General features: G+C 71.4%; 18 protein-coding genes and 1 pseudogene. 10 read left to right on the top strand and 9 right to left on the bottom strand.

The genetic code is table 11. The features are described from left to right. The first annotated feature begins 5 nt into the window (after positions 1-5). The 7 genes from ACIQI8_RS36120 to ACIQI8_RS36150 all read left to right on the top strand — a co-directional run bounded on the left by ACIQI8_RS36120 (position 6) and on the right by ACIQI8_RS36150 (position 9,845). Positions 6-1,727 (top strand): class I mannose-6-phosphate isomerase, encoded by a 1,722-nt coding sequence (locus ACIQI8_RS36120; protein ID WP_402360305.1) that lies wholly within the window; start codon positions 6-8, stop codon positions 1,725-1,727. 65 nt (positions 1,728-1,792) lie between these two features. Further along, positions 1,793-2,752 (top strand): ROK family protein, encoded by a 960-nt coding sequence (locus ACIQI8_RS36125; RefSeq protein WP_402361340.1) that lies wholly within the window; start codon positions 1,793-1,795, stop codon positions 2,750-2,752. Next, positions 2,749-3,768 carry a LacI family DNA-binding transcriptional regulator gene (locus tag ACIQI8_RS36130; protein WP_402360308.1) on the top strand — a complete coding sequence of 340 codons (1,020 nt, stop codon included), beginning with the start codon at positions 2,749-2,751 and terminating at the stop codon, positions 3,766-3,768. The genes ACIQI8_RS36125 and ACIQI8_RS36130 overlap by 4 nt, the downstream gene beginning before the upstream one ends. Before the next feature lie 245 nt (positions 3,769-4,013). After that, complete coding sequence (locus tag ACIQI8_RS36135; protein WP_402360311.1) at positions 4,014-7,256, top strand: S8 family peptidase; 3,243 nt, start codon at positions 4,014-4,016, stop codon at positions 7,254-7,256. 384 nt (positions 7,257-7,640) lie between these two features. Further along, positions 7,641-8,285: a 4'-phosphopantetheinyl transferase family protein gene (locus ACIQI8_RS36140; protein ID WP_402360314.1), complete on the top strand. Its 645-nt coding sequence runs from the start codon at positions 7,641-7,643 to the stop codon at positions 8,283-8,285. Between the two features lie 139 nt (positions 8,286-8,424). After that, positions 8,425-9,021 carry a response regulator transcription factor gene (locus ACIQI8_RS36145; protein ID WP_402360317.1) on the top strand — a complete coding sequence of 199 codons (597 nt, stop codon included), beginning with the start codon at positions 8,425-8,427 and terminating at the stop codon, positions 9,019-9,021. A gap of 236 nt (positions 9,022-9,257) precedes the next feature. Beyond that, entirely contained in the window at positions 9,258-9,845 is a 588-nt protein-coding gene (locus ACIQI8_RS36150; RefSeq protein WP_402360320.1) for a TetR/AcrR family transcriptional regulator, read from the top strand. Here ACIQI8_RS36150 and ACIQI8_RS36155 read toward each other — a convergent pair. The 8 genes from ACIQI8_RS36155 to ACIQI8_RS36190 are packed head-to-tail and all read right to left on the bottom strand — an operon-like array spanning position 9,760 to position 20,111. After that, positions 9,760-11,820, bottom strand: coding sequence for an FAD-dependent oxidoreductase (locus tag ACIQI8_RS36155; RefSeq protein ID WP_402360323.1), 2,061 nt, complete (start codon positions 11,818-11,820; stop codon positions 9,760-9,762). The two genes, ACIQI8_RS36150 and ACIQI8_RS36155, sit on opposite strands and share 86 nt — an antisense overlap. Then, a complete protein-coding gene (locus ACIQI8_RS36160; protein ID WP_402360325.1) occupies positions 11,821-12,654 on the bottom strand; it encodes an SDR family oxidoreductase in 834 nt (277 codons plus the stop codon). Further along, a complete protein-coding gene (locus ACIQI8_RS36165; RefSeq protein WP_402360328.1) occupies positions 12,651-13,838 on the bottom strand; it encodes an acyl-CoA dehydrogenase family protein in 1,188 nt (395 codons plus the stop codon). The genes ACIQI8_RS36160 and ACIQI8_RS36165 overlap by 4 nt, the downstream gene beginning before the upstream one ends. Then, positions 13,835-16,786: a 3-phosphoshikimate 1-carboxyvinyltransferase gene (aroA, locus tag ACIQI8_RS36170; protein ID WP_402360330.1), complete on the bottom strand. Its 2,952-nt coding sequence runs from the start codon at positions 16,784-16,786 to the stop codon at positions 13,835-13,837. Before aroA ends, ACIQI8_RS36165 begins: the two co-directional genes overlap by 4 nt. Positions 16,787-16,829: 43 nt before the next feature. Next, complete coding sequence (locus ACIQI8_RS36175) at positions 16,830-17,084, bottom strand: acyl carrier protein (RefSeq protein ID WP_402360333.1); 255 nt, start codon at positions 17,082-17,084, stop codon at positions 16,830-16,832. After that, a complete protein-coding gene (locus ACIQI8_RS36180; protein ID WP_402360336.1) occupies positions 17,081-18,181 on the bottom strand; it encodes a beta-ketoacyl-ACP synthase III in 1,101 nt (366 codons plus the stop codon). The genes ACIQI8_RS36175 and ACIQI8_RS36180 overlap by 4 nt, the downstream gene beginning before the upstream one ends. Continuing rightward, positions 18,178-19,230: a 3-oxoacyl-ACP synthase III family protein gene (locus ACIQI8_RS36185; protein WP_402360338.1), complete on the bottom strand. Its 1,053-nt coding sequence runs from the start codon at positions 19,228-19,230 to the stop codon at positions 18,178-18,180. Before ACIQI8_RS36185 ends, ACIQI8_RS36180 begins: the two co-directional genes overlap by 4 nt. 32 nt (positions 19,231-19,262) lie before the next feature. Continuing rightward, complete coding sequence (locus ACIQI8_RS36190; RefSeq protein WP_402360341.1) at positions 19,263-20,111, bottom strand: arylamine N-acetyltransferase; 849 nt, start codon at positions 20,109-20,111, stop codon at positions 19,263-19,265. Between the two features lie 340 nt (positions 20,112-20,451). On the opposite strand from ACIQI8_RS36190, the gene ACIQI8_RS36195 reads away from it, so the two are divergent. From ACIQI8_RS36195 to fabG, 3 genes are read left to right on the top strand one after another with little or no spacing between them, the layout of a single operon-like run. Continuing rightward, a complete protein-coding gene (locus tag ACIQI8_RS36195; protein ID WP_402361342.1) occupies positions 20,452-20,844 on the top strand; it encodes a PaaI family thioesterase in 393 nt (130 codons plus the stop codon). Between the two features lie 19 nt (positions 20,845-20,863). Continuing rightward, positions 20,864-21,424, top strand: a complete 561-nt coding sequence (locus ACIQI8_RS36200; RefSeq protein ID WP_402360344.1) for a flavin reductase family protein — start codon at positions 20,864-20,866, stop codon at positions 21,422-21,424. A 37-nt stretch (positions 21,425-21,461) separates the two neighbouring features. Beyond that, positions 21,462-22,166, top strand: coding sequence for a 3-oxoacyl-ACP reductase FabG (fabG, locus tag ACIQI8_RS36205; RefSeq protein WP_402360346.1), 705 nt, complete (start codon positions 21,462-21,464; stop codon positions 22,164-22,166). Between the two features lie 236 nt (positions 22,167-22,402). Here the strand turns inward: fabG and ACIQI8_RS36210 are convergent. Beyond that, a pseudogene (locus ACIQI8_RS36210) lies at positions 22,403-23,320 on the bottom strand (LLM class flavin-dependent oxidoreductase); the annotation flags it as partial. Between the last annotated feature and the right edge of the window lie 9 nt (positions 23,321-23,329).

Consider the following 23,329-nt stretch of genomic DNA (forward strand, 5'->3'; position numbering starts at 1 on the left):
AACATGTGTCGAGCACGCCTCGTTCATACGATCCCAACCCCAGCTACGAGCCCGTGGACGGACAGGTGGTCGCAGGTTGGCCGGCCGCGGTTGCCACGCTGTCGGCCGGTCCGCTCACGTTGGCGGTGGACGGACCCGCCGCGCTGGACTGGGACGCCCTGGTCGACGGACTGTCCTCGGCCATCCGCTCCGCCGGACGACAGGTGAGATCGGTGGATGTGCGCCGCCACTACGCACCGGCCGCTGCCGAGCGGATCACCGCTCACCCCGTCCCCGCCGACGATCCCTTCTTCACTCCGCTGTCCGAGGCGCAGGTCTCCGACCTCTTCGACTCGGTCCCTCAGGAGAGCAGGCTCCCGGACGACGATGTGGTGGTGGTGTTCGGGCCGGGCGCGGTGCTGTGCGAGCCGGATCTGCTGTGGTACGCGGACCTGCCGAAGCGGTACGCCGAGGCCGCCGTGGCACACGGGCATCGGCCGGTGGGCGTCAACCTCGCCCGACTCGGCGAACCGGGCCACCTGGTGCGGCTGTTCTACACCGACTGGCCCGTGCTGGACCGACACCGCGACGCGCACGCGACAGGGGTCGACCGATGGATCGACGTACAGGACGCGACCACCCCCACCTCGCTGGACGGCGCGGCCCTGCGCAGCACTCTGGAACACCTGGCGCGTGGGCCCGTGCGCACCCGTCCCTACTTCAACTCCACTCCCTGGGGCGGCCAATGGGCGGCGAGCGAACTCGGCTTCACGCCGCAGGCCGGCAACACCGCCCTCGGCTACGAACTGATCGCTCCCGAAGCGGGAGTCCTCATCGGCCGCGAGGACGGGCCGCAGGTCGAGGTCCCCTTCCAACTCCTCTGTGTCCTGCACCCGCAGGCCATGCTCGGAGAGGAAGTCCACCGCGCCTTCGGCACCTCCTTCCCGATCCGCTTCGACTACCTCGACACGGTCGGGGGCGGCAACCTCTCCCTGCACTGCCACCCGCAGGAGCGGTACATGCGGGAGGTCTTCGGCTGGCCCTACACCCAGCACGAGACGTATTACGTCACCGCCAGCGAGCCCGGCGCCCAGGTTCTCCTCGGGCTCACCGAGCACGCGGATCTCGACGTCATGCGCCGCCAGGTGGAGGACGCCGTCGCGCAGGGCACTCCCCTGCCGGTCGAGGATCACGTCCAGGTCCATCCGGCCACCGTCGGCCAACTGTTCATGATCCCCGCGGGTACCCCGCACGCCTCCGGAGCGGGCAACCTGGTGCTGGAGGTGAGCGCGACGCCGTACCTGTACTCCCTGCGCTTCTACGACTGGCTCCGCAAGGACGCCGCCGGCGCGTCCCGGCCGCTCCCCTACGAACACGGCTTCGCCAACCTGGACACCGCTCGGCGCGGCGAGGACGTGACGAAGGAGCTGATCCAGCAGCCACGCACCCTGCGCGCGGGCAAGGGCTGGCGCGAGGAGGTCATCGGCGCGCTGCCCGAGATGTTCTACGCGGTGCACCGCCTGGTGCTGGCCCCGGATTCCGGCATCGCCGACGACACCGCCGGCCGCTTCCACATCCTCAACGTCTCCGCGGGCCAGGGCGCCGTCATCGAGACCGCCGGCAGAAGCAGCCACTTCCTGGCCTTCGCGGAGACGATCACCGTGCCCGCCGCGGCCGGCCCCTACCGCATCCGTGCGGTGGGCGGTGACGAGGTGCACGTCGTCAAGGCACTGGTGGTCGAGCCGTGACGGGTGCCGCTCGGCGGACCGGTGCCGCTCAGCCGGCCGGTGCCGCCCCGTGGCCCGGCGCGCCGATCCCCGTACTCGACATCGGTGGAACACATGTCACCGCCGCCCTGGTCGACCCCGCGACCGGTCGCCCCCTCCCGTCCTCGGTGCTCCGCAGGCCCCTGCGCTCCGACGCCGCAGCCGACAGCGTCCTCGACGCCATCGCCCTGGCCGCCCTGGAACTGCCTGCCGGGCACCGGTCGCACTGGGGCGTGGCCATACCGGGCCCCTTCGACTACGACACCGGGGTGGGCCGCTTCACGGGCGTCGGGAAGTTCGAGGCCCTGTCCGGTGTCGATGTCGGAGCCGGACTGCGCAGGCGGTTGGCTCACCGGGCCGAGCACCTGCGGTTTCTCAACGACGCCGACGCCTTCGCCATCGGCGAGTATCACGCGGGAGCCGCGGCGGGACACGAGCGCGTGGTGTGCCTGACGCTGGGCACGGGCGTGGGCTCGTCGTTCCTGCGCGACGGGCGACCCGTGCATGACGGCACGCGGGTGCCGCCCGACGGTCACGTGCACCGGCTGACCGTGCGCGGCCTGCCGCTGGAGGAGTCCGTCTCACGCCGCGCCATCCGCGCCCACTACTCACGCCTCGACGGCGTCCCGGGGAATCGGTCCCCGCTCGACGTCCACCAGATCGCCGCGCTGGCCAGGGCGGGCAACCCCGCCGCCGCGAAGGCCTTCCGCTACGCTTTCGAGGCCCTCGGCCAGGCAGTGGCCCCGTGGGTCGACCGCTTCGAAGCCAGCGCGGTGGTGATCGGTGGATCCATGGCCCAGTCTTGGGACTTGATCCGGCCCGCGCTCTTCGCCGGGCTGGTTCTGGCGGGCGGGACGACTGCCCGTGTGTCGCCGGCCCGGCAGCCGGCGCAGGCACCCTTGATCGGGGCCGCGCACTGGGCACAGGACGCATCGAACGCGGCGCGTCGGGGACCGGCCGGGTCCGGGACGCCGCCACGGCTGACGCAAGAAGGAGAAGCGGTATGACCGCTCGCCGGGGCGGCGGGCCGACCATGCACGACGTCGGGAAACTCGCGCGGGTCAGCGCCATGACGGTCTCGCGGGTGCTCAAGAACGACCCCTCGGTCTCCGAAGCGACCCGAGAACGGGTCTTCGCCGCGGTCGACCGTCTCGGCTACCGCCTCAACGAGACCGCGCGCAGCCTACGGCTCGGCGGCAGCAGGATGATCGGTCTCGTGGTCACCAACCTCGCCAACCCGTTCTATTCGCGCCTCGCGCTGGGGGTCCAGGAGGTCCTCTCCGAACACGACTTCCGGATGCTGCTCAGTAACACCGGCGAAGAGGCGGATGTCGAAGCCGGTCTCGTCGACGGCCTCATCGACCACCGGGTCGAAGGGCTGATCGTGGTCCCCGCCGGCAGCCGGCAGCAGCACCTGGCCGCCGCGATGCGCCATGTCCCCGTCGTCCTCGCCGCCCGGCCGCCCGTCGGCCTGGACACCGACTGTGTGCTGGTCGAGGACTTCCACGGCGCCCGCGAGGTCACCGCCTGCCTCCTGGCGGAGGGACACACGCGCATCGCCTTCCTCGGCAATCCGCCAGCGCTGTACACGGGGGCCGAACGGCTGCGCGGCTTCTGGGCGGCACACGAGGAAGCCGCCGTGGAGCCGGACGACGCCCTGATTCGACAGGGCCTCGTCGACGCCGCGACGGCTGAGCGCGCGGTCCTCGAACTCCTCGACCGTCCCGCGGGCCCCACAGCGCTGTTCTGCACGAACAACCGCATCAGCCAGGGGGCGATCCGCGCCCTTCACAGGACCGGTACCGCCCTCCCCCTGGCCGGCTTCGACGACTTCGACTACTCCGACATCCTCGGCCTGCCACTGACACTCGTCTCCTACGACGCCGACGAGATCGGCAGACAGGCCGCGCGGCTCCTCATCGACCGCCTCGGCCACCGGGACTCCGAACCCCCTGCCTCCCGGCGCGTCACGGTCCCGACCCATGTGGTGCGCTACGGCCCGCAACCCGGGGGAACGCCCTAACGGTTGACCGCAGTACCCACACCCACCCCGTCGGCGACTGCGAACACCATCCCGGAACACTAAAGGTACGAACCAATGTCGTCAGAAGGTGAGGGCTGGGAAGGATCTCCCCCGGCACGATCCTGCATCACCTGAATCGAGTCGGGGTGAACCCCCACCTCCCCACACAGACAGGGACGACATTGTCGGGATCAAGAAAAAAGAGACGGATCACCCGCCCCGCAGGCTGGTCCGGGGCGCTGCTCATGACGGTGGCGCTCACGACGGGGTTGATATCCGACCCGGCCTCGGCGGCCGGAACCCCTACGGCCGGCACTCCCACGGCCGGCTCCACCGCAGTCAACAGCTCATACACAACAGTCACGTTGATCACCGGTGACCAGGTCCTCCTGGACCAGAAGGGCAACGCGGTCGGGGTCACTCCGGCCAAGGGCCGCTCCGGTGTCCCGCTCCAGACCAGCCGCACCGGGGACCACACCTACGTCGTCCCCGCCGACGCCGAAGTCCTGCTCGGACAAGGCAAGTTGGACCTGGGCCTGTTCGACGTGGCCGAGCTGAATCGCCCCGAGTACCGGGATCTGACCCACGGCGGCGCCCCCGTACTCGTGCGGTATTCGGCACAACACCCCGCCGCCCGTGGACAGTTGCACGCGGACACCGAGGCGCCCGTTCGGGATCTGTCCTCCGTGCACGCCGAAGCCGTGGTCGTGTCGCCCGACGAGGCCTCGACCGCATGGGCCGCGCTGACCGACACCGCGAACGGTAGGAGTGAACTCGCGCCCGGCGTGGCCGAGTTGAGTCTCGACCGGGTGGTGACGGCCGCCCTGGACGTAAGCGTGCCGCAGATCGGCGCCCCGGGCATGTGGCGGTCCGGCTTCGACGGCAAGGGCGTGAAGATCGCCGTGCTCGACACCGGCATCGACACCACCCACCCCGACTTCGCCGGGCGGGTCGTCGCCGAGCGGAACTTCTCGACGGACACCGAACTGCGGGACGGCAACGGGCACGGCACGCACGTCGCCTCGACCGCCGCCGGAACCGGAGCCGGCTCGGACGGCAAGTACAAGGGCGTGGCACCGGGCGCCGAGCTGATCAACGGAAAAGTGCTCAACTCCGCTGGTTCCGGGCTGACTTCAGGGATCGTCGACGGCATGGAGTGGGCGGTCGCGCAGGGCGCGGACGTGATCAACATGTCCCTCGGCTCGGCGGACGAGCCGGGCACCGACCCGCTCGAAGAGGCCGTGAACGCACTCTCCGACCGAGCGCTGTTCGTCATCGCCGCGGGCAACTCCGGTTCCGGCTCAGGGACCGTGGGCACCCCCGGTGTCGCCGAGTCCGCGCTGACCGTGGGCGCGGTGGACAAGCTGGACGGGCTGGCCGGCTTCTCCTCGCGCGGCCCGCGCCTGGACGGCGGCGTCAAGCCCGACGTCACCGCGCCCGGCGTCGCCATCACCGCGGCCGCCGCGGCCGGCACCCGGCCCAACGACCCGCACCCCGCGCCCGGTTACGTCACTCTCGACGGCACTTCGATGGCCACCCCGCATGTGACGGGCGCGGCGGCCCTTCTGATGCAGCAGCACCCGGACTGGAGCCCCGGCCGGATCAAGAGCCTGCTGACCGGTTCGGCCAAGCCCGGCGACTACACCGCGTACCAGCAGGGCACCGGCCGGATCGACCTGACCCGGGCGTCCGCGCAGACCGTCGTGGCCGAGCCCGGCTCGCTGAACTTCGGCGAGGCGCAGTGGCCGCACACCGACGACGAGCCGCAGACCCGCACGGTCGCCTACCGCAACCTCGGCGACCAGCCGGTCACCCTGGACCTGGCCGCCACCACCACCGGCCCGGACGGCGGCCCCGCCCCTTCGGGGCTGTTCACGCTCGGCGCCCAGCGGGTCACCGTCCCCGCGGGCGGCACCGCGGGCGTCGACGTCACCGCGGACACCCGCGTCGGCGGCGACGCGACCGGCGCATACAGCATCACCCTCGTGGCGACGAGCGGCGGTACGACCGTGCGCAGCACCGGCGGTCTGGAGCGGCCCGCGAACACCTTCGAGGTCACCGTCGAGGCGACCGACCGCGACGGCGGGCGGCCCGACTCCTTCAGCTGGGCCGCCTGGTTCACCGGCATCGGCAACGATGTCTTCGAGGTGATCAGAGGCGAGGACGGCACCGCCACGGTCGAACTGCCCGCCGGTGACTACATCGTCGCCGGCCGCAACTTCGCCGACGGCGGCATCGACACGCTCGTCGCCCCCAAGGTGACGGTCGACCACGACATGACCCTCGCCTTCGACGCGCGCGACGCCCGGCCCGTCGAGGTGACCGTGCCGGACCCGGAGGCGGTCGGCTACTCCACGCTCCTGACGACCGTGGTGCGCTCGGGCAAGGCCGAGAGCTCCCTCGGCGTCGGGCTGACCGCCAGTCTCCGGGGCGCCCGGGTCGGCACCTTCGGCCCCGCACCGGCACCGGGCGAGGTCACCTCGTACCTCCGTTCCAACTGGTACGACGGCGCGACCGAGTACCACATCGCCCACACACTGCGTGACGCCTTCTATTCGGGCCACGTCCAGCACGTCACCGCAGGCCAGTTGGCCGAACTGACGCTCCATCAGGGTGCCTCGCTACCCGGGACCCTCGGTGTGAACTACACGGTGCAGTCGGGTCCCGGTGGCGTGGCCATCGGCCACTACAGCGACCTGCCCGGCACCCGGACCGTGTACGTCCAGGGCGGATACACCTGGTCGGAGATCTCCAGTCAGGTCAATCCGACCAACGGCAGCGTCCAGACCCGCTACGAGATCCCGGCCCGCGCCTACCCCGCGTCCACGCGCCGCACCGAGACGGTCGGCGTGGGCGTGTTCGGACCCGCGCTCGGCGCCGGCGGCGGACTCGTCAGGAACGGTGACCAACTCACAGGAGGGATCGCCCCGTTCACCGATGGCGCGGGGCACACGGGCACCAGCCTGTACGACCCGACGTCGACGAGCACCACGCTCCTGCGCAACGGCAAGCCCTACGCCACCGCCGACGGGCCGCTCGACGCCACGAGCTTCACCCTGCCGCCGGACAGGGCCCGCTACACGCTGACGACGACCGTCCTCCGCGCGACGGGCATCTCGTCGGTCACGTCCATGGTCACCTGGCAGGCCGAGTTCACCTCGTCCCGTACGTCGTCACCCTCCGCCGTCCCATCGAGCGTGGTCCGCTACACGCCCCAACTCGCCCTGGACTCAACGGCGTCGGCGGGCAAACGGCAGAAGGTGCCGGTCACCGTGCAGGGTTCGGCCGCCGGCCGGGGCCCGGCCGCACTGAAGGTGTCCGTGTCGTACGACGCGGGGAAGACCTGGCACCGCACGACCGTCCGGCACCACGCGGTCACCGTCACCAACCCGCCCGCGGGCGGCACGGTATCGCTGCGCGCCGAGGTGAAGGACCGCCACGGCAACACGTTCAGCCAGACGATCGTGGACGCCTACCGCACCAAGTGACAGATCACGTCGGCCCGCAGCCTTCACATGGGCTGCGGGCCTTCGGAGACGCCAGAACTTTGGACCGGTCGCACGGTCGATAAACCTCAGAGTTGCGAATTTACGATAAGGATACCCTGACGCTCAGCCCGTAATATCACAGAGCACCAAACGAACGCCAGGGCGACCGGAAAGCTGTCCAAAGGTGGCGGAGGACTGGCGGGTTCTTTCCCCTTGCAACTTCCGCAGCGTATTCATACGATCTTTCCATCTGCGCTATCACTCGACGGGGGAGCATATGGCGAAGGCCGTGCACAGAAATGCCGTCCGGCACGAATTTTCCTCGGACTGGCCATGACAGTCGGGACGATACTCGACAGCAGAATCGTTTTCCGATCCGGACGGGTGTCAGGAACCCTTCAGTCGCAGGATCTCGCGCTGCTCGACCAGGAGGAGAGGGCCAGGTTCTCGGCCTTCCGTGACCCGGTCCGGGGAGCCCGTTACGCCGCCACGCACGCGGCGGTGCGCCGACTGATCTCCGGCCTGCTCGGCTGCGGTGCGAGCGACGTCCGCTTCGGTCGTCACACCTGTCCCGGCTGCGGCCGGACGAGCCACGGCCGTCCCTACATCCGGGCGCCGCGAACCTCGTTGGAGTTGAGCCTGTCCAGGTCAGGGCCATATTGGCTGTGCGTGGTCGCCGACGGGATGCGGGTGGGTGCCGACATCGAGATGCTGCGGCCGATCAGCGCCGAGCGTCTGACGCGACTGACCGGAGCCGTCCTGACGGGCGGCGAGCGGTCCTATCTGGCCGAGGTCCCCGCCGAACGGATCCCGGCCGAGTTCATTCGCTGCTGGACACGGAAGGAAGCCGTGACCAAGGCGAGCGGCATCGGTATCGAGGCCGCAATGGGGCGCCTCGATGTTCAGCCGGAACGCTCGCGCGCACTGGTCCGCCACACCGTCGGCGGCTGTCCGGCGGATACCTGGAGGGTGCAGAACCTGCCCACCGGGCCGGACCATTTCGCCGCTGTGGCATTCCCTGCCGACTAGGCGGCCAATTCTTCCGTCTCTTACTCCTCCCCTGCCTTATTGAAGGAGATTTCTCACAGTGGGAACTCAGTCGGGCGACGCTGGGTTGCGCGTTTCCTTGATTATCGAGAACACAATTCACCGCTACGGTATCGAGGGCATGATCCGTTCCCTGAGCGGGATCAGCTCGGTCCACAGCGTCAGCTTCAGCCTGAAGGAAATCAGCACCTGGGACGGGCAGCAGTTCGACGCCGTGCTCGCGGCGGCCGACGACCTCGCGACCGACGAGGCCCGCGCCGCCATCCGCGCGCTGTGCGACCGCGGCGTGAAGGTGCTCCTGCTCATCGACGGCCCGGACGGCCTCGACGTGCCGTGGCTGGCGAACAGCGGCGCGCAGGGGTTCGTCGACTGGACGGACCTCGAACCGCGGATCCTGGCCGACGCGGTGGCCGACGTCACCGAGGGCAAGTTCCACGTATCGGGCTCACTGGCCAGGCGGCTGCTGGGACGAGCCGGCCCCAACTCACGAGGCGGGGTGCAGCCCTGGGGCTCGACCGGTGCGACCCTGACCCCACGTGAGCTGCAGGTGCTGCGGCTGGTCGCGGAGGGCCTGAGCAACAAGCAGGTCTCCCGCCAGCTCCGGATCTCCGAGCACGGCGTGAAGCGCTTGGTGGGCAATGTGCTGGCCAAGCTGAACTGCCCCAACCGCACCCTCGCCGTAGTCCGCGCCATGGAGGACGGCCTGCTGGCGGTGTGAACCGCCCGTCGCCCGCGCGACATGAGCGGCGCGCCACTCACGCGCCGCTCACCGGCCTCTCGTCGGTCCGCTTGGGCGCGAGTCAGTGCCTGCCGACGTGGCATCAGGGACAGGTCAGATCGGTCCGGGCCTCGATCCGCACGGTCAGCCTCCTGATGATCGGGTGCAGGACGACTCCAGACTATACAACAGGCGTCGCTTATCCACTTTGTGTCGTTCACAGGTAGGGTGGCGGGGTGCTGGAACCCCACGCAGAGACCTCGACAGGCCGCGTCGACCCTCGGGTGCTCAGGACGCGCGCGCTGCTTCGCACGGCCGCGCTGGAACTCGCCTCGGAGCGCGACGCCGACACCATCACGATGGCCGACATCGCTGAGCGGGCCACGGTCAACCGGGCCACCGTCTACCTCCACTACAAGGACCGGGACGAGCTGCTGCTCGCGGCGATGGAGGACGAGATCAGCGGTCTCGCCCGCGCCGCCGCCAGTTGCCCGCTCGCCCACCCGCCGGACCGGATGCCCCCCGAGCTGGTGGAGCTGTTCAAGCACGTGGATGCGAACGCCACGCTGTACCGGCGGCTGCTGGGCCCCTCCGGCACCGCCCGGTTCGTCAACCGGCTGCGGGACCTGCTCGCGCAGGAGGTGATGGCCCAACTGCGGACCTCGGGTGCCCGGCCGTCCGGCGCACTGCCGGACGACCTGCGCGCGCACTACCTCGCCGGCGCCTTCGTGGGCCTGATCACCCAGTGGCTGACGAGGCCGGACCGCCTGTCCTACCGGGAAGCAGCGGCTGCCGCGTGGGAAGGACTGCGGCGCGCCCCCTGAGGCCTGCGCCGTCGGACGCCTCGCGGGCCAGGGCGTGCGCGGCCCGCATACCCTCCTCCACGGCCCGGACCGCGTTCAGGTCGCGGGCGTCGGCCGCGCCGCCCGCGACGCGGTGGGTGATGCCCGCTGCGGCCAGTACCGGACGCAGCGCGTCCACCGCCGTCTGCCCGGCCGAGATCACCACGGTGTCGGCCGGTTCCAGCCGTTCGGTGCCCGCGTCGTCCCGCAGCAGCACGCCCTGCGGCAATACGGCCCGGTAGCGCACCCCGGTCCGCCAGCGCACGCCTTTCTCGCGCAGCTCGGCGAGTACGGCCCACCGCGTGCTGCGGCCGATGCCCTCGCCGACGCGTCCCGAGCGGCGCAGCAGGCACACCTCGTGCCCACGCTGGGCGAGCAGGTGCGCCAGGTCCACGGCGATGCCGCCGCCGCCGATCACCACCACCCGGTGTCCCAGGTGTTCAGGGTGGCGCAGGGCGTCCTGGTAGCCGACGACGTGCGGGAGGTGCTCGCCGGGCAGGGCGGCCGGGCGCGGGGCGACGCCGGTCGCGAGCAGCACCCCGTCGAAGCCACGCAGAAGGTCGGTGTCGGTGGTGTTCAGCGGCCGGTTGAGGTGGACGCTCACGCCGAGTCTGTGCAGTTCGGCGGCGAAGTAGCGGATGGTGTCGCCGAAATCCTCCTTGCCGGGGACGAGGCGGGCCAGCCGGAATTGGCCGCCGAGTTCGTCGGCCGCCTCGTACAGCTCGACCCGGTGGCCGAGTGCGGCCAGGGTCCGGCCCGCCTCGAGTCCGGCCGGTCCGCCGCCGACCACCGCGAGCCTGGGCTGCCGGGGTCGCCGGCGGCCTTTGCGGCGCGGGAACTCCAGCTCCCGTCCCGCCCGGGGGTTGACGAGGCAGGAGACGGGTTCGTCGCCCAGTGAGCGGTCGATGCAGGCCTCGTTGCAGGCGATGCAGATGTTGGTCAGCGGGCCACCTGGGCGCCGCGCCTTGCGCACGATCTCCGGGTCGGCGAGGAACGGGCGTGCCATGGACACGAAGTCGGCCTGGCCGGAGGCGAGTACGCGGTCCGCGAGGTCCATCCGGTTGATCCGGTTGGAGGCGATCACCGGCGTGTTCAGGCCCGCCGCCCGCACCGCGCGGCGGATCCGGGCCGCCTCGCCGGTCCAGGCGCCGGGCGGGACCAGGCTCTGGACGGTCGGTACCCGCGACTCGTGCCAGCCCACGCCGACGTTCAGCGCGTCGGCGCCGGCCCGGGCCAGTGCGACGGCGAAGCGGTCGATCTCCTCGGGGGTGCTGGAGCCGGGCATCAGGTCCGTGCCGGAGACCCGGAACACCACCGGGAATCCGGGGCCGACGGCAGCCCGTACCGCGTCCAGCACGGCCAGCGGGAAGCGGGTGCGGCGTTCGGGGTCACCGCCCCAGGCGTCGTCGCGGACATTGGCCAGCGGGGACAGGAACTGGTTGAGCAGATACCCCTCCGAGGCCATCACCTCGACCGCGTCGAAGCCCAGTTCGCGGGCGCGGAGGGCGCCGTCGTGGAAGCGGCGGATCAGTTCGTGGACGCCGGCCTCGTCCAGCGCCCGGGGAACTTCGCGGCTCAGTCCCCCGGCGAGCGCCGACGGTGCCACCGGAGTGTGTCCGGTGGTCTGCCTGTCGGTGGAGCGTCCGGCGTGGAACAGCTGGAGCGCGATCCGGCCGCCCTCGCGGTGCACGGCGGCCGCCCAGGCGGCGAGGGCGGCGTGCCGGGCAGGGTCGTCGATCCTGGCGTAGTGCCGTCCGCCTGAGCCCTCCGGGCCGACCGCGCAGCCTCCTGTGACGATGAGACCGGCTCCGCCCCTGGCGCGTTCCGCGTAGAAGGCGGCCATGCCGGCGCCGCCGTCGTCGCGGGTTTCCAGGTTGAGGTGCATGGCTCCCATGACGATGCGGTTGGCCAGCCGCAGGCCGCCCAGGGTGCCCGGCCCAAGGGCGTGCTCCAGCACCTACGCCTCCCACGCGGGCCGCTCGCCGAGGCTGAGCGGTGGTGAGGTGTCGGCGAAGAACGGCGGTGCCACGACGCTGATCCCGCCGTCGACCACCAGAGTCTGCCCGGTGATGTACTCGGCGCCGGGCGACAGCAGGAACGCGACGCTGTCGGCGACCTCCTGGACCGTTCCTGCCCGTCCCTTGGGTACGCGATCCAGGACGGTCCTCATGTCGGCCATGCCGGGGACCTCATAGAAGTACGCGAGGGAGTCGGAGTCGATGAGGCCGCCGTTGACGCCGTTCACGTTGATGCCGTACGGGGCGAACTCGACGGCCATGTAGCGGACCCAGGACTCGATGGCCGCCTTCATCGAGCCGAGCGCCGCGTACGTCGGGTAGGCGCGGATGCTGCCGTAGCTGGACAGGGCCACGATCCGGCCCCCGGAGTCCATCAGCCGGACGGCCTGCTGGGCGCCGAGCACGAACGGGCGCAGGTTCATGGCGTACGTGCGGTCCAGGTGGTGCGGCTTGAGGTCGAGGATGTTCTTGAAGGCGCCCGCCGCCGCGTTGGACACGAAGTGGTCCAGCCTGCCGTACTCCTCGCGGACCGCATCGAACAGGGCTTGCACGCCCTCCACGGTCTCCACATCGGCCTGTACGGCGAAGCCGCGCCCGCCGGCCTCCTCCAGGTCGGCGACGGTCTTCTCGGCGAGGTCGGCGTTCTTCTTGTAGTTCACCACCACGGTGGCACCGCCGCAGCCGAGGGTGAGCGCGAGCGCCCGCCCGATGCCACGGGACGCCCCGGTGATCAGCGCCACCCGGTCCTGGAACGGTCTGTCCGGCGTGATCATCGGCCGGCCTCCGTACGGTTGAGCAGCTCGCGGAAGACGATCGTCTTCTGAATCTCGTTGGTGCCTTCCTCGAAGCGCTGGGCCCGGGCGTCCCGGTAGACCCGCTCGATCGGGCTGGTCTTCCAATATCCGGAACCGCCATGGAGCTGGAGGGCTTTGTCGGTGACGCGGCCGAGCATGTCGACGGCCGTCAGCTTGGCCATCGAGGAGAGCATCGGGGCGTCGGCGTCGCCCGCCTCCCAGCGGCGGGCGGCATGCAGGGTGAGCTGCCTGGCCGCCTCGATGTCGGCCTCGTTCTCGGCGAGCATGAACTGGAGGACTTGCCGGGAGGTCAGCGGGCGACCGAAGGTGACCCGGTTGCGGGCGTACTGGAGGGCCAGTTCCTGGGCGCGGCGGGCCAGGCCCACGCAGCTCATCGCCACCGAGATCCGCGACGGGGTGAGGAATCCGCCGAGCGCGACCGTGAGGCCGTCGCCCTCGGCGCCGAGCCGGTTGGCGACCGGGACGGGGGTCCGGTCGAAGGTGAGCCGGGCGTGGTCGGTGCCGGTGACGCCCATGGTCTGCGAGGTGTCCTCGACGCTCACGCCGGGCGCGTCCCGCGGGACCATGAGGGCGACGGTGCCCTCGTGTCCCGTGCTGCCTTCGAGCCGCGCGGCCAGCAGCCAGTAGTCGCAGCGAACCCCGAAGGTGATGAGGTGCTTGACGCCGGTCAGGTAGTACGTGTCGCCCTCCCGTACGACGCTGGCACGGATGTCGGCCCCGGAGCCGGCGTCCGGTTCGGTGAGCGTGAAGGCGGCCTTGATGCGGCCCGCGATCGACGGCAGCACGAACCGCTCGCGCTGCTCGGGAGTGGCGAAGCGGTCGATGGCCCGCCAGGTGCCGTTGACGACGTGCACGATCATGCGCAGCGAACCGTGGGAGCGGGAGAACAGCTCCATCAGGTCCATCCACTGCGGGAAGGACAGTCCCCGCCCGCCGTACTCGCGCGGGGCGGCCAGGGACAGGTAACCGCGCTCGCGTAGTTCGCTCCACAGTTCCTCGGGGACCTCCCCGGTGCGTTCGATCCGCTCGGCCCACGCCTCGGCGGGGCCGGCCACGTACGCGGCGACCTCGGCGCGCAGCAGCTCGAACTCGGCGGTGTCGATGCCGGGCGCCGCGGTCGCGGTCTCGGTGGTGAGGGTCATGCCTGCTGCTCCTGGAGTGAGGCGGGGCGGCGGGTCTCGGCCCACTGCCTGAGGATGAACTTCTGGACCTTGCCCGCGGGGTTGCGGGGCAGCCGGTCGACGAGTTCGAGCCGCTCCGGCCAGTAGTGTTTGGAGACCTGTTGCTGGTCGAGGTACTTGCGCATGGCCTCCAGGTCGAGGTCGGCGCCGTCGACGAGGGACGCGAAGGCACAGGCGCGTTCGCCGAGCCGCTCGTCGGGTGTGCCGACGACGGCGACCTCGTCGATCGAGGGGTGCTGGTGCAGGAGTTCCTCGATCTCCGCGACGGGCACCTTCTCGCCGCCGCGGTTGATGACGTCCTTGACCCGGCCGGTGATGCGGACGTAACCGTCGGAGCCGATGACGGCCAGGTCTCCGGTGCGGTACCAGCCGTCGTCGGCCCAGGCCTCGGCCGTCAGGTCGGGGCGGTCCAAGTAGCCGACGAAGGCGGTGTCCGAGTGGACCTCGAAGTTACCCTCGCTGCCGGCGGGCAGGACCTGTCCGGTGTCGTCGGTGACACGCAGTCCGACGCCGGGCAGGGCGCGGCCGTCGGTGCCCCATACCTTTGCGGGCGGGTCGCTGGGGGCGGAGAGCGAGCCGAGGCAGGTCTCGGTGGTGCCGAACGCCCCGCACACCGCGGTGCCGAGGACGGCGGTCGCCCGCTCGGCCAGGGTCCGCGGCACGGCGGCTCCGGTCACCACGACCGCGCCGAGTGTCGCGGGAGCGGCGCCGCCCGCCTCGACCTCCTTGACCAGGTCGGCCAGGAACGGCGTCGCGGCCTGCATGAACGTTGCGCCGTGCGCGGTCATCGCACGCAGCGCGGTGCGCGGGTTCCAGTGCGCCTGGAGGAGTTGAGGCGCCCCGAGGGCGATCGCCGACCACATGCCGTAGAGGAAGCCGGTCTGGTGGGCGAGCGGGGACGGGATGAAGACCACGTCACGGTCGTCGAGGCCGAGCCGTTCGGCCTGGAGGCGGGCGGCGTGCGCGAGGGTGTCGTTGCGGTGCAGGACGCCCTTGGGTTCGCCGGTGGTGCCGGAGGTGAACAGCAGTTGAGCCAGCGCGTCGGGGGCGGGGCGACGGGTGGCGATGGCCTCGTGGTCGACCTCGCCGGCGGCGGTGAGGGCGCCCCAGTCGTGCCAGGTCACGCCGGGTGTGTCGACGGGTAGTTCCACGGGCTCGCGGTCGCCGCTGACGACGGCGACATGCCGGACCCGGGCGCGGCCCGTGGGTTGTTCGGCGAACCAGGCCTCCGTCTCGCGGCAGTGGTCGCGGTTGCGGAAGCGGTCGGCGACGAGCAGCACGCTCGCGCCGGAGCGGCGCAGGGCGAACGCCATCTCGCGCTGGCGCAGGATCGGCATGAGCGGGCAGCAGACGGCGCCGATGCGCAGGGCGGCGAGGGAGACCTCGACGAACTCCGCCCAATTGGGCAGCTGGTAGGCAACGGCCTCGCCGGGTCGCACCCCGAGGCCGAGCAGGGCGGTGGCGGCGCGGTCGACGCGCTGGTCGAGCTCGGCCCAGGTCAGAGTGGTTTCGTGGTCGTCCCGGGCGTCGATCAGGGCGGTCTCGTCGGGGCGGCGGGCGGCCCAGTAGCGCAACTGGTCGGCGGGGGCGGTGGACGCGGCGGGCCCGCGGCCCTGTTCGACGGTCAGCCGCAGCCCCAGACCGGTCAGATCGGTCAGGAACCCCGGGTAGGAGATCTGGTACGCCTTCGGGTAGGTGAGAGTGGTGACGCCATGTGCCCGGGTGCCGGCCAGGGCGAGCGACATCAGGATCCGGTGGTCGTTGTACGAGGACAGCCGGGCGCCCGTGAGGCTGCCGACGCCGCGCACCCGCAGTCGGTCGCCGTCCAGGGTGAGGTCGGCGCCCATCGCGTTGAGCTGGAGCATCGCGGCGACCCGGTCGGATTCCTTGAGCCGGACGTGCCCGACGTGCTCGAAGACGGTCTCGCCGTCGGCGAGGGCGGCCAGCGTGGACAGCACCGGGAGCATGTCGGGGACCTGGCGGCAGTCGACGGTGGTACCGCGCAGGCGGGTGCCGTCGTGGCGGATGCGGACCCCGCCCGCCGCCTCGTCGAGGACCATCGGTACGCCCATGCGCCGTACGACGTCCAGGAAGCCGATCTCGGGGTGGTCACCCGGGTCGCCGTCGAGCCGGGTGATCCCCCGCAGCAGGACGTCGGAGGGGTGCAGGGCGGCGGCGGCGATGCCGAACGCGGCCGAGCCGAGATCGGGCGGGAGGACCAGGTCGGTGGGGCGGGCATGCTGGCCGGGCTCGATCTCGAAGCGCCGCCAGTCGTGGGCGACACCGACCCGCAGTCCGAAGCGGCGCATCATCGCCACGGTCAGCTCCACGTACGGGCGTTCGTTGAGTTCGCCCTCGACCTCGACCACGGTGGGCCCGGAGGCGAACGGGGCGAGCAGCAGCAGCCCCGATATCCACTGCGACAGGGTGCCGGGGATGACCACCCGGCCACCGGTGGGACGCCCGGGAGTCAGGTGCACCGGCGGGCAGCCGTCGGCGGACTCCAGCCGTACGCCCAGGTCCCGCAGCGCGTCGAGCAGCGGCCCGACCGGCCTGCGCCGGAAGTACTTCTGGCCGGTCACGGTGACGGGGGTGTCCGCCAGTGAGGCGAGGCCGAGCATGAAGTACAGCGTCGTACCGGAGCTGCCGGCCGAGACGGATGTGCCGCGCGGCCGGTAGCGTCCGCCGGTCACCACGTAGGTGTCGCCCTCGACGGTGATGCGGGTGCCGAGGTCGCGCAGCAGGCGGACGGTGTACCGCACGTGGCGGGCGTCGGAGACGCCCTGGATGCGACTGGTGCCGTCGGCGAGCGAGGCGAGGATCAGTGCGCGGTGCACGTGGTACTTGGACGGAGGGACCTGCAGCTCGCCGCGCAGCGGCTTTCTGCTCGGCCTGGCCATGAGATGCATGAACTGCCTTTCCGGCTCGTCGAGTCGGGGCGGGAGGCGGCCGTCAGGCCGGGATCTCTCCGCGTTCGAGGTAGGCGACCGCCTTGCCGACGGTGGTGAGCTGGTCGAAGACCTCGTTGGGCACCTCGATGCCGAAGCGGCGCTGGACCAGGACGAACAGCGACACGACGGTCAGCGAGTCCAGAGCGAGGTCCTCGGTGAAGGAGCTGTCGGGGGTGACGTCCTCGGCCGGCACTCCGGCGACCTCGTCGAGGATCTCCTTGAGCGTCTGGAGGGTGTCGCTCTGCACTGCGGTCATGATCGGGACTCCTTCGTGGGTGCGGTCGGGGTGGTGTCGGTGGCGGGTGCGGTGACGGCCCCTCGGGGCGGCCCGGCGGGCGCCGGGGGCAGTCGTACGACCTGTCCGGCCCAGACGAGGCCGGTGCCGAAGGACAGCAGCAGCGCGAGGCCGCCGGGCCGGGCGTCGCCGCGGGCGAGCAGTTCCTCGATGGCGAGCGGGACGGACACCGCGGAGGTGTTGCCGTGGATCTCGACGCTGCGGGCCACGGCGACTCCGGCGGGCAGGCCGAGGCCCTTGACCAGTTCGTCGGTGATCCGGGCGTTGGCCTGGTGGGGGACGAAGGCGTCGAGGTCGGCGGCGCTCACCCCGGCCCGTGCCAGGGCCTCTTCGGCGATCGGGCCGAGTTGGTAGGCGGCCCACCGGAAGACCTCGCGGCCGTCCATGGTGATGTACGGCTGGCCCAGTCCGGGTGTCTCGCGCAGCGCCGCCCACGAGTGCGTCTGCCGGATGGTGTCCTTCTGGGAGCCGTCGGATCCCCACACCACGGGTCCCACGCCGGGCTGGTCGCTGGGTCCGACGACGGCGGCGCCCGCCCCGTCGCCGAACAGGAACGCGGTGTGCTGGTCGGTGTGGTCGAGGAGCTCGGAGAGCCGTTCGACGGCGATGACCAGGACGTGGCGGGCGCTGCCCGCGGCGACCATGTCCGAGGCGAGGGACAGTCCGTAGCAGAAGCCCGCGCAGCCGGCGGAGATGTCGAAGGCACCGGGTGCGTCGGCGCCGATGCGGTGGGCGACCCCGGCCGCGAGGGAGGGGAACTGGTGCAGGTGGGAGACGGTCGACACGATCACGCACCCAACCTCGCGGGCGTCGATCCCGGCGTGTTCCAGGGCCCGTTCGGCGGCCATGGCGGCCATGTATTCGACTGTCTCGGAGGGTTCGGCCCAATAGCGGACGCGGATGCCGGAGCGGCTGCGGATCCACTCGTCGGAGCTGTCGATCCGCTCGCAGATCTCCTCGTTGGTGATCTTGCGAGAGGGCAGATAGGTGCCGAGGCCGAGCAGACCGGTCAGGGCGCCGCGGAAAGCGGAACGGGTGGGCGGGGGCGGGGTGTTCACGCGGCCGTCACCGTCTCGAAGTCCTCGGCGCCGCACCAGCGGACCAGTGCGACACCGACGCTCAGGCCGGAGCCGAACGCCGCGAGCACGACCTCGTCGCCCGGGGAGAGCCGGCCGAGGTCCTGGGCCTCGCGCAGCACCAGGGGCACGCTGGCGCCCGAGGTGTTGCCGTACTTCTCGATGTTGGTGACGGTGCGGTCCTCGGGGACGCCGAGGGCGGCCATGATGCCGCGGACGATGTAGAGGTTGGCCTGGTGCAGCGCGAACAGGGCGATGTCGTCGGCCTTGCGGTCGGCCCGGGCGAGCAACTCCTGGATGATGCCGGGGACTTCACCGACGGCGAAGTCGTGCACGTCACGGCCCGACAGCTGGGCGAAGTTGTCGCCGAACCCGCTGGTCAGCGGGGTGCCGTCACGCAGAGCGCGCTTCTCGCGGGCCACCCAGACCGACGTGTAGCGGGTCGGGTCGCTGTGCAGCAGCGTGAGGCCGAGGCCCCGGTCGGGACGGCAACGCTCCAGCAGGTAGCAGGCGGCTCCGTCGCCGAAGATGACGGCCGGGCCCGGGTCCTTCCAGTCCATGGTCCGGGTGTTGACGTCGGCGAGCACCACGGCGACGCGCCGATACTCGCCGGAGGCGAGGTACTTGGCGCCGACGTCCAGGGCGAACACTCCCCCGGGGCAGGCGCCGCTGTTGATGTCGAATCCGGTGGCGCCGTGCGCGCCCGCCTTGTCGATCACCAGCATCGCGGCGGGCGGTGCCATGTTGTCGGGGGTGTAGGTACCGCAGATCACGAGGTCGACCTCTGCGGGATCGATGCCCGCGCGGGCGCAGGCGTCCTTGAGGGCAGCGGCTCCGAGGTCGGAGGTGTGCTCGTCGTCGGCGGCCATCCGGCGTGTCTCGACACCGATGTTCGCCCTGATCCAGTCGTCGCGGGTGAGGAGAATGTCCTCCAGGTCGGTATTGCTGACCGACTTCTCGGGGAGATACCCGCCGACCGCCCGAATTCCCATGCCCCAGGACCGCTCAAGCGGTTTTCCGAATATGCCCATGCGACGATTCCTGTTCGTTTCGGTGAGCGGGTTCAGATGATTCGGCGTGCGTTCTCGCGCCGGTTAGCCCTGACCTTGCGCCAGGCGTCGAGTGCCTCGGTGACGAGTTCCGGATGACCCGCGAGAACCTCTCCGAGCGCCTGTGCGGCGTCGTCGGCGTCCGCGAGGTAGTCGATGGTCTGGGTGCCGCCGCGGGCCCGTACGACGTTGTCGCCGAGGACGGCGATCTTGCCGTCGGACAGGGTGCGCGAGCACAGCAGGCTGCCGGTCAGCGGGGAGTCCTCGGCCTCCAGGTGGAAGTCCACGATCCACGCGTAGTCGGGGATGTCCAGCGGCTGCCCGGCGAAGCGGTAGACCGGCGTCCACACCCCGTCGGAGCCGGCCCGCAGCAGGGTCGGACCCTCGTCGTCGGCCGCCACGCGGAACGTCCATCCGCCCTGATCCGCCGGGGCACCGGAGATGTCCAGCGGGTGCAGCGGGGAGAGCATCAGGAACCCGACGTCCACCAGGTACGTGGTGCCCTCGACGGTGACCAGCAGCACCAGGTGGTCCCAGTGCGTCCACCACTCGCCGCTGACCCGCCACATCTGCGCGGCCACCAGCCGCACGTCGAATCCGGCGGACCGCAGGAACGCGCCGAACAGCGGCGTGGCCTCCAGGCAGGTGCCCCCGCGACGGCGGCGGACCAGCTTGTCGAAGATGTCGGCGTACTCCAGCGAGGGCCGGACCCCTTCGAGGGATTCGAGCATCTCGTAGGGGACCGCGCCGAGGTGGGCGGCGAGCAGGGCGCGCAGGCAGTCCGCGGTCGGCTCCACCGGCCCGGCGTAGCCGATCCGGTCCAGGTATTCCGGCCACGGGAGCCGGTCGGAATCCGCGGGCACGGAGGAATGGGGCGCGAATTCCAAGGAGTTCTCCGGTGGCTCGGGATGCGGGATTCGGGCGGTTCGGTGAAACGCTGCCGCGATGAATCCTGGAAGAACTGATTCGCGCTTATAAGACCCGACTGCCCTGCTCGATGGTGCACCCCGATGACGTCACCGACGGATGAGATTCGGGTACGTGGATCAGGTCTTGGCCGACCTGTCCGGGCGCGCGACAGTACGGGGTGAAGCCCGGTGCCCCACGGTGCTCGGGCCCGCGACCCAGGAGAAGAGACCTATGGAGAGCAGGGCCGTGAAGGCCGACGTCCCGGCGCCGGCCGAACCGCCGGTGCCCCGCAGCATGTTGTCCGTGCCGCCCTCGCTCGCGGATCGGCAGCTGGCCACGCGGATGGGCATCGAGATCGTGTCCTGGGACGCGGATCGGCTGGTCGGCACGATGCCCGTGGAGGGCAACCAGCAGCCGTTCGGCTGGCTGCACGGCGGCGCCAACGCGGTGCTCGCCGAGACCCTCGGATCGGTCGCGGCCGGCATCCACGTCGCCCCGCGGGGCACGGTGGCCGGGATCGAACTGTCCTGCACGCACCACCGCTCCGCCCGCAGCGGCCTGGTGACCGGTGTGTGCACCCCGCTGGAGCGGGGCGACCGGGTGGCGTCGTACCAGGTCTCCATCACCGACGACCAGGGGCGGCTGACGTGCACGGCCAGGCTGACCTGCCTGGTCTACAAGCGCTGAACCCGAGAGAGGCGAACGCATGTCGATGCACGTTGCGCGGCGGCCGGGCGGCGCGGGTGGTCGTACCGCCTCCGTGGACGCCGCGCTCTTTCGCCGCACGATGGGCCTGCTGCCGACCGGCGTCACGGTCGTCACCGCCGGCAGCGGCGGCACGACCGAGGCGGTGACGGCGAGTTCGGTCACCTCCATCTCGCTGGACCCGCCGCTGGTGATGGTGAGCGTCGGCGCGACCGGGAGACTGCGCGGGGCGATCGAGGCGGTGGGCGGCTTCGCCGTGAACGTACTGGGCGAGGACCAGGCGGAGCTGTCCGCCGTGTTCGCCGGCCGGGACCGGCCACGCGGCGACCGGGCGCAGGAGCACCTGGGCGGCCGGATCGGCGACGGCGGGCACGCGCTGCTGGCCGGTGCGGTGTTCTCCCTGGAGTGCCGTACCGAGCACGTCTACGCGGGCGGCGACCACGTGCTGTTCCTCGGCCGGGTCGGCGCGGTGCACGCGGCCGACCCGATCCGGCGTCCGCTCATCCACCACCAGGGCGGTTACGCCGTCCTGGGGTCCCCGCCCGCACAGGCCGGAACCTGAGCGATCCGTGAACCGACTCAAGAAGGAGCACACCACTGTGGGACGTTCGGTACTGGTCACAGGCGGCAACCGCGGCATAGGGCTCGCGGTGGCCAAGAGGTTCGCCGCGCACGGCGACTCGGTGGCCGTCACCCACCGCGGCTCGGGCGCCCCGGAGGGCCTGCTCGGCGTCAAGTGCGATGTCACGGACGCCACGCAGGTCGCCGAGGCCTTCGCGCAGGCGGAGGCGGCGCACGGGCCGGTGGAGGTGCTGGTGGCGAACGCCGGCATCACCGACGACGGGCTGCTGATGCGGATGGGGGACGAGCAGTTCTCCCGGGTGCTGGAGACCAATCTCGGGGGTGCCTTCCGGGTGGCCCGCCAGGCGTCCGCCGACATGGTGCGCAGGCGTGGGGGCCGGATGGTGTTCCTGTCGTCGGTGGCCGGGCTGCGCGGTTCGGCCGGGCAGGCCAACTACGCGTCGAGCAAGGCGGGCATGGTGGGTCTCGCGAGGTCTTTGGCCCGCGAGTTCGGGCCGCGCTCGATCACCGTGAACGTGGTCGCGCCGGGTCTGGTGGACACCGAGATGACCGAGGTCCTCGGGCAGCGGCGCCGCGAACAGATCCTCGGCGAGGTGCCGCTGGGCCGGAGCGCGTCCGCCGAGGAGGTCGCGGAGGCGGTCTTCTGGCTGGCCTCGCCCCAGGCCGCGTACATCACCGGGGCGGTCCTGCCGGTGGACGGCGGGCTCGGCATGGGCCATTGAGCGCACCCACCGAACGAAGCCGGGCGGCCGAGCAGGGTGGCGCCGTGCCGCTCGGTCCAAGCGCCGGTCTGCTGCGAGGTCCACTCCTGGGAGGCCTCAAGGCCGCGCAGCGAGCCGTTGAAGCGTGGTGCGACGAACCGGGCGAGCAGTTCGAAGCTGTGCTTCATACGGTCGCGGGGCGCCCAGTCCTGGACCGTGACCAGCAGCCGGCCGAAGCCGCCGGTGGCCTCCTGGACACGTGCCACGGCCTGGATGGCATCGTCCACGGAGCCGATGATCGCACCGTGGTTGTCGACGGCCGCCTCCAGCGCCTTGCGGGCGTCGGCGCGCGAGAGCGCGATCGGCAGTCCGAGGGTCTGCGCCCAGTACTCGTTGCGGTAGCGCAGCCAGCCCTCCACGACGTCTCGGTACGCGTCCTCCCGGGTCTCCGCGATGTGCACGGGCAGGGTGACCCGCCAGTCGGCGCGGTTGGCGGTCCGGCCGTGCTCGGCGGCGGCCTCCTCCGCGTACTCCCACTGCGCGCGCAGGTCGCTGGGCGAGGTGCCGGGGCGGGGGGTGCCGAGGGAGAGCGGCCCGAGGCCGTGCTGTCCGGCCAGCCGCATCCCGCTCGGCGAGGAGGCGCTGGAGACCGCCACGGGTATGCCACCCGGCGAGTAGGGGCGCAACTGAAGGCGCGCGTCGCGCAGTTCGAACCAGTCGGTGCTCCGCGTCAGCGGTTCCTCGCTGCGCAGCAGGTGCAGGATCACCTCCAGTGCCTCGGCGGTGCGCGGGCGGGTGTCCGCCGGGTCGATGCCGAGGATGTGCATGTCGGAGGGGAGCGAGCCGGCGCCGACTCCGAGCTGGAAACGGCCCCGCGTCATGTGGTCGAGTTGGACGGCGCGCGAGGCCACCATGAACGGATGGTGGTACGGCAGGCTGGTGACGCCGGTGCCGAGCCTGATGTGCCGGGTGCGCTCGGCGGCGGCGGCGATGAACAGCTCGGGCGAGGCGATCGTGCCCCAGCCGGCCGAGTGGTGCTCGCCCACCCAGAACTCGTCGTAGCCGAGCTGGTCGAGCCATACGACCAGATCCATGTCCCGCCACATGCTGAGGGTCGGGTCCTCGCCGAGCGGGTGCAGGGGGGAGAGGAACGCGCCGAAGCCGATCCGGTCCATCGGGAGACT

The sequence above is a fragment of the Streptomyces sp. NPDC092369 genome, assembly GCF_044755245.1.
Classification (GTDB): domain Bacteria; phylum Actinomycetota; class Actinomycetes; order Streptomycetales; family Streptomycetaceae; genus Streptomyces.

What these genes read in the sequence shown, in the direction of transcription:
- ACIQI8_RS36130 (WP_402360308.1), top strand. Translation starts at nt 2,749, where the DNA reads ATGACCGCTCGCCGGGGCGGCGGGCCGACCATGCACGACGTCGGGAAA.
- ACIQI8_RS36135 (WP_402360311.1), top strand. Translation starts at nt 4,014, where the DNA reads ATGACGGTGGCGCTCACGACGGGGTTGATATCCGACCCGGCCTCGGCG.
- ACIQI8_RS36145 (WP_402360317.1), top strand. Translation starts at nt 8,425, where the DNA reads ATGATCCGTTCCCTGAGCGGGATCAGCTCGGTCCACAGCGTCAGCTTC.
- ACIQI8_RS36160 (WP_402360325.1), bottom strand. Translation starts at nt 12,654, where the DNA reads ATGATCACGCCGGACAGACCGTTCCAGGACCGGGTGGCGCTGATCACC.
- ACIQI8_RS36165 (WP_402360328.1), bottom strand. Translation starts at nt 13,838, where the DNA reads ATGACCCTCACCACCGAGACCGCGACCGCGGCGCCCGGCATCGACACC.
- aroA (WP_402360330.1), bottom strand. Translation starts at nt 16,786, where the DNA reads ATGCATCTCATGGCCAGGCCGAGCAGAAAGCCGCTGCGCGGCGAGCTG.
- ACIQI8_RS36175 (WP_402360333.1), bottom strand. Translation starts at nt 17,084, where the DNA reads ATGACCGCAGTGCAGAGCGACACCCTCCAGACGCTCAAGGAGATCCTC.
- ACIQI8_RS36185 (WP_402360338.1), bottom strand. Translation starts at nt 19,230, where the DNA reads ATGGGCATATTCGGAAAACCGCTTGAGCGGTCCTGGGGCATGGGAATT.
- ACIQI8_RS36195 (WP_402361342.1), top strand. Translation starts at nt 20,452, where the DNA reads ATGTTGTCCGTGCCGCCCTCGCTCGCGGATCGGCAGCTGGCCACGCGG.
- ACIQI8_RS36200 (WP_402360344.1), top strand. Translation starts at nt 20,864, where the DNA reads ATGTCGATGCACGTTGCGCGGCGGCCGGGCGGCGCGGGTGGTCGTACC.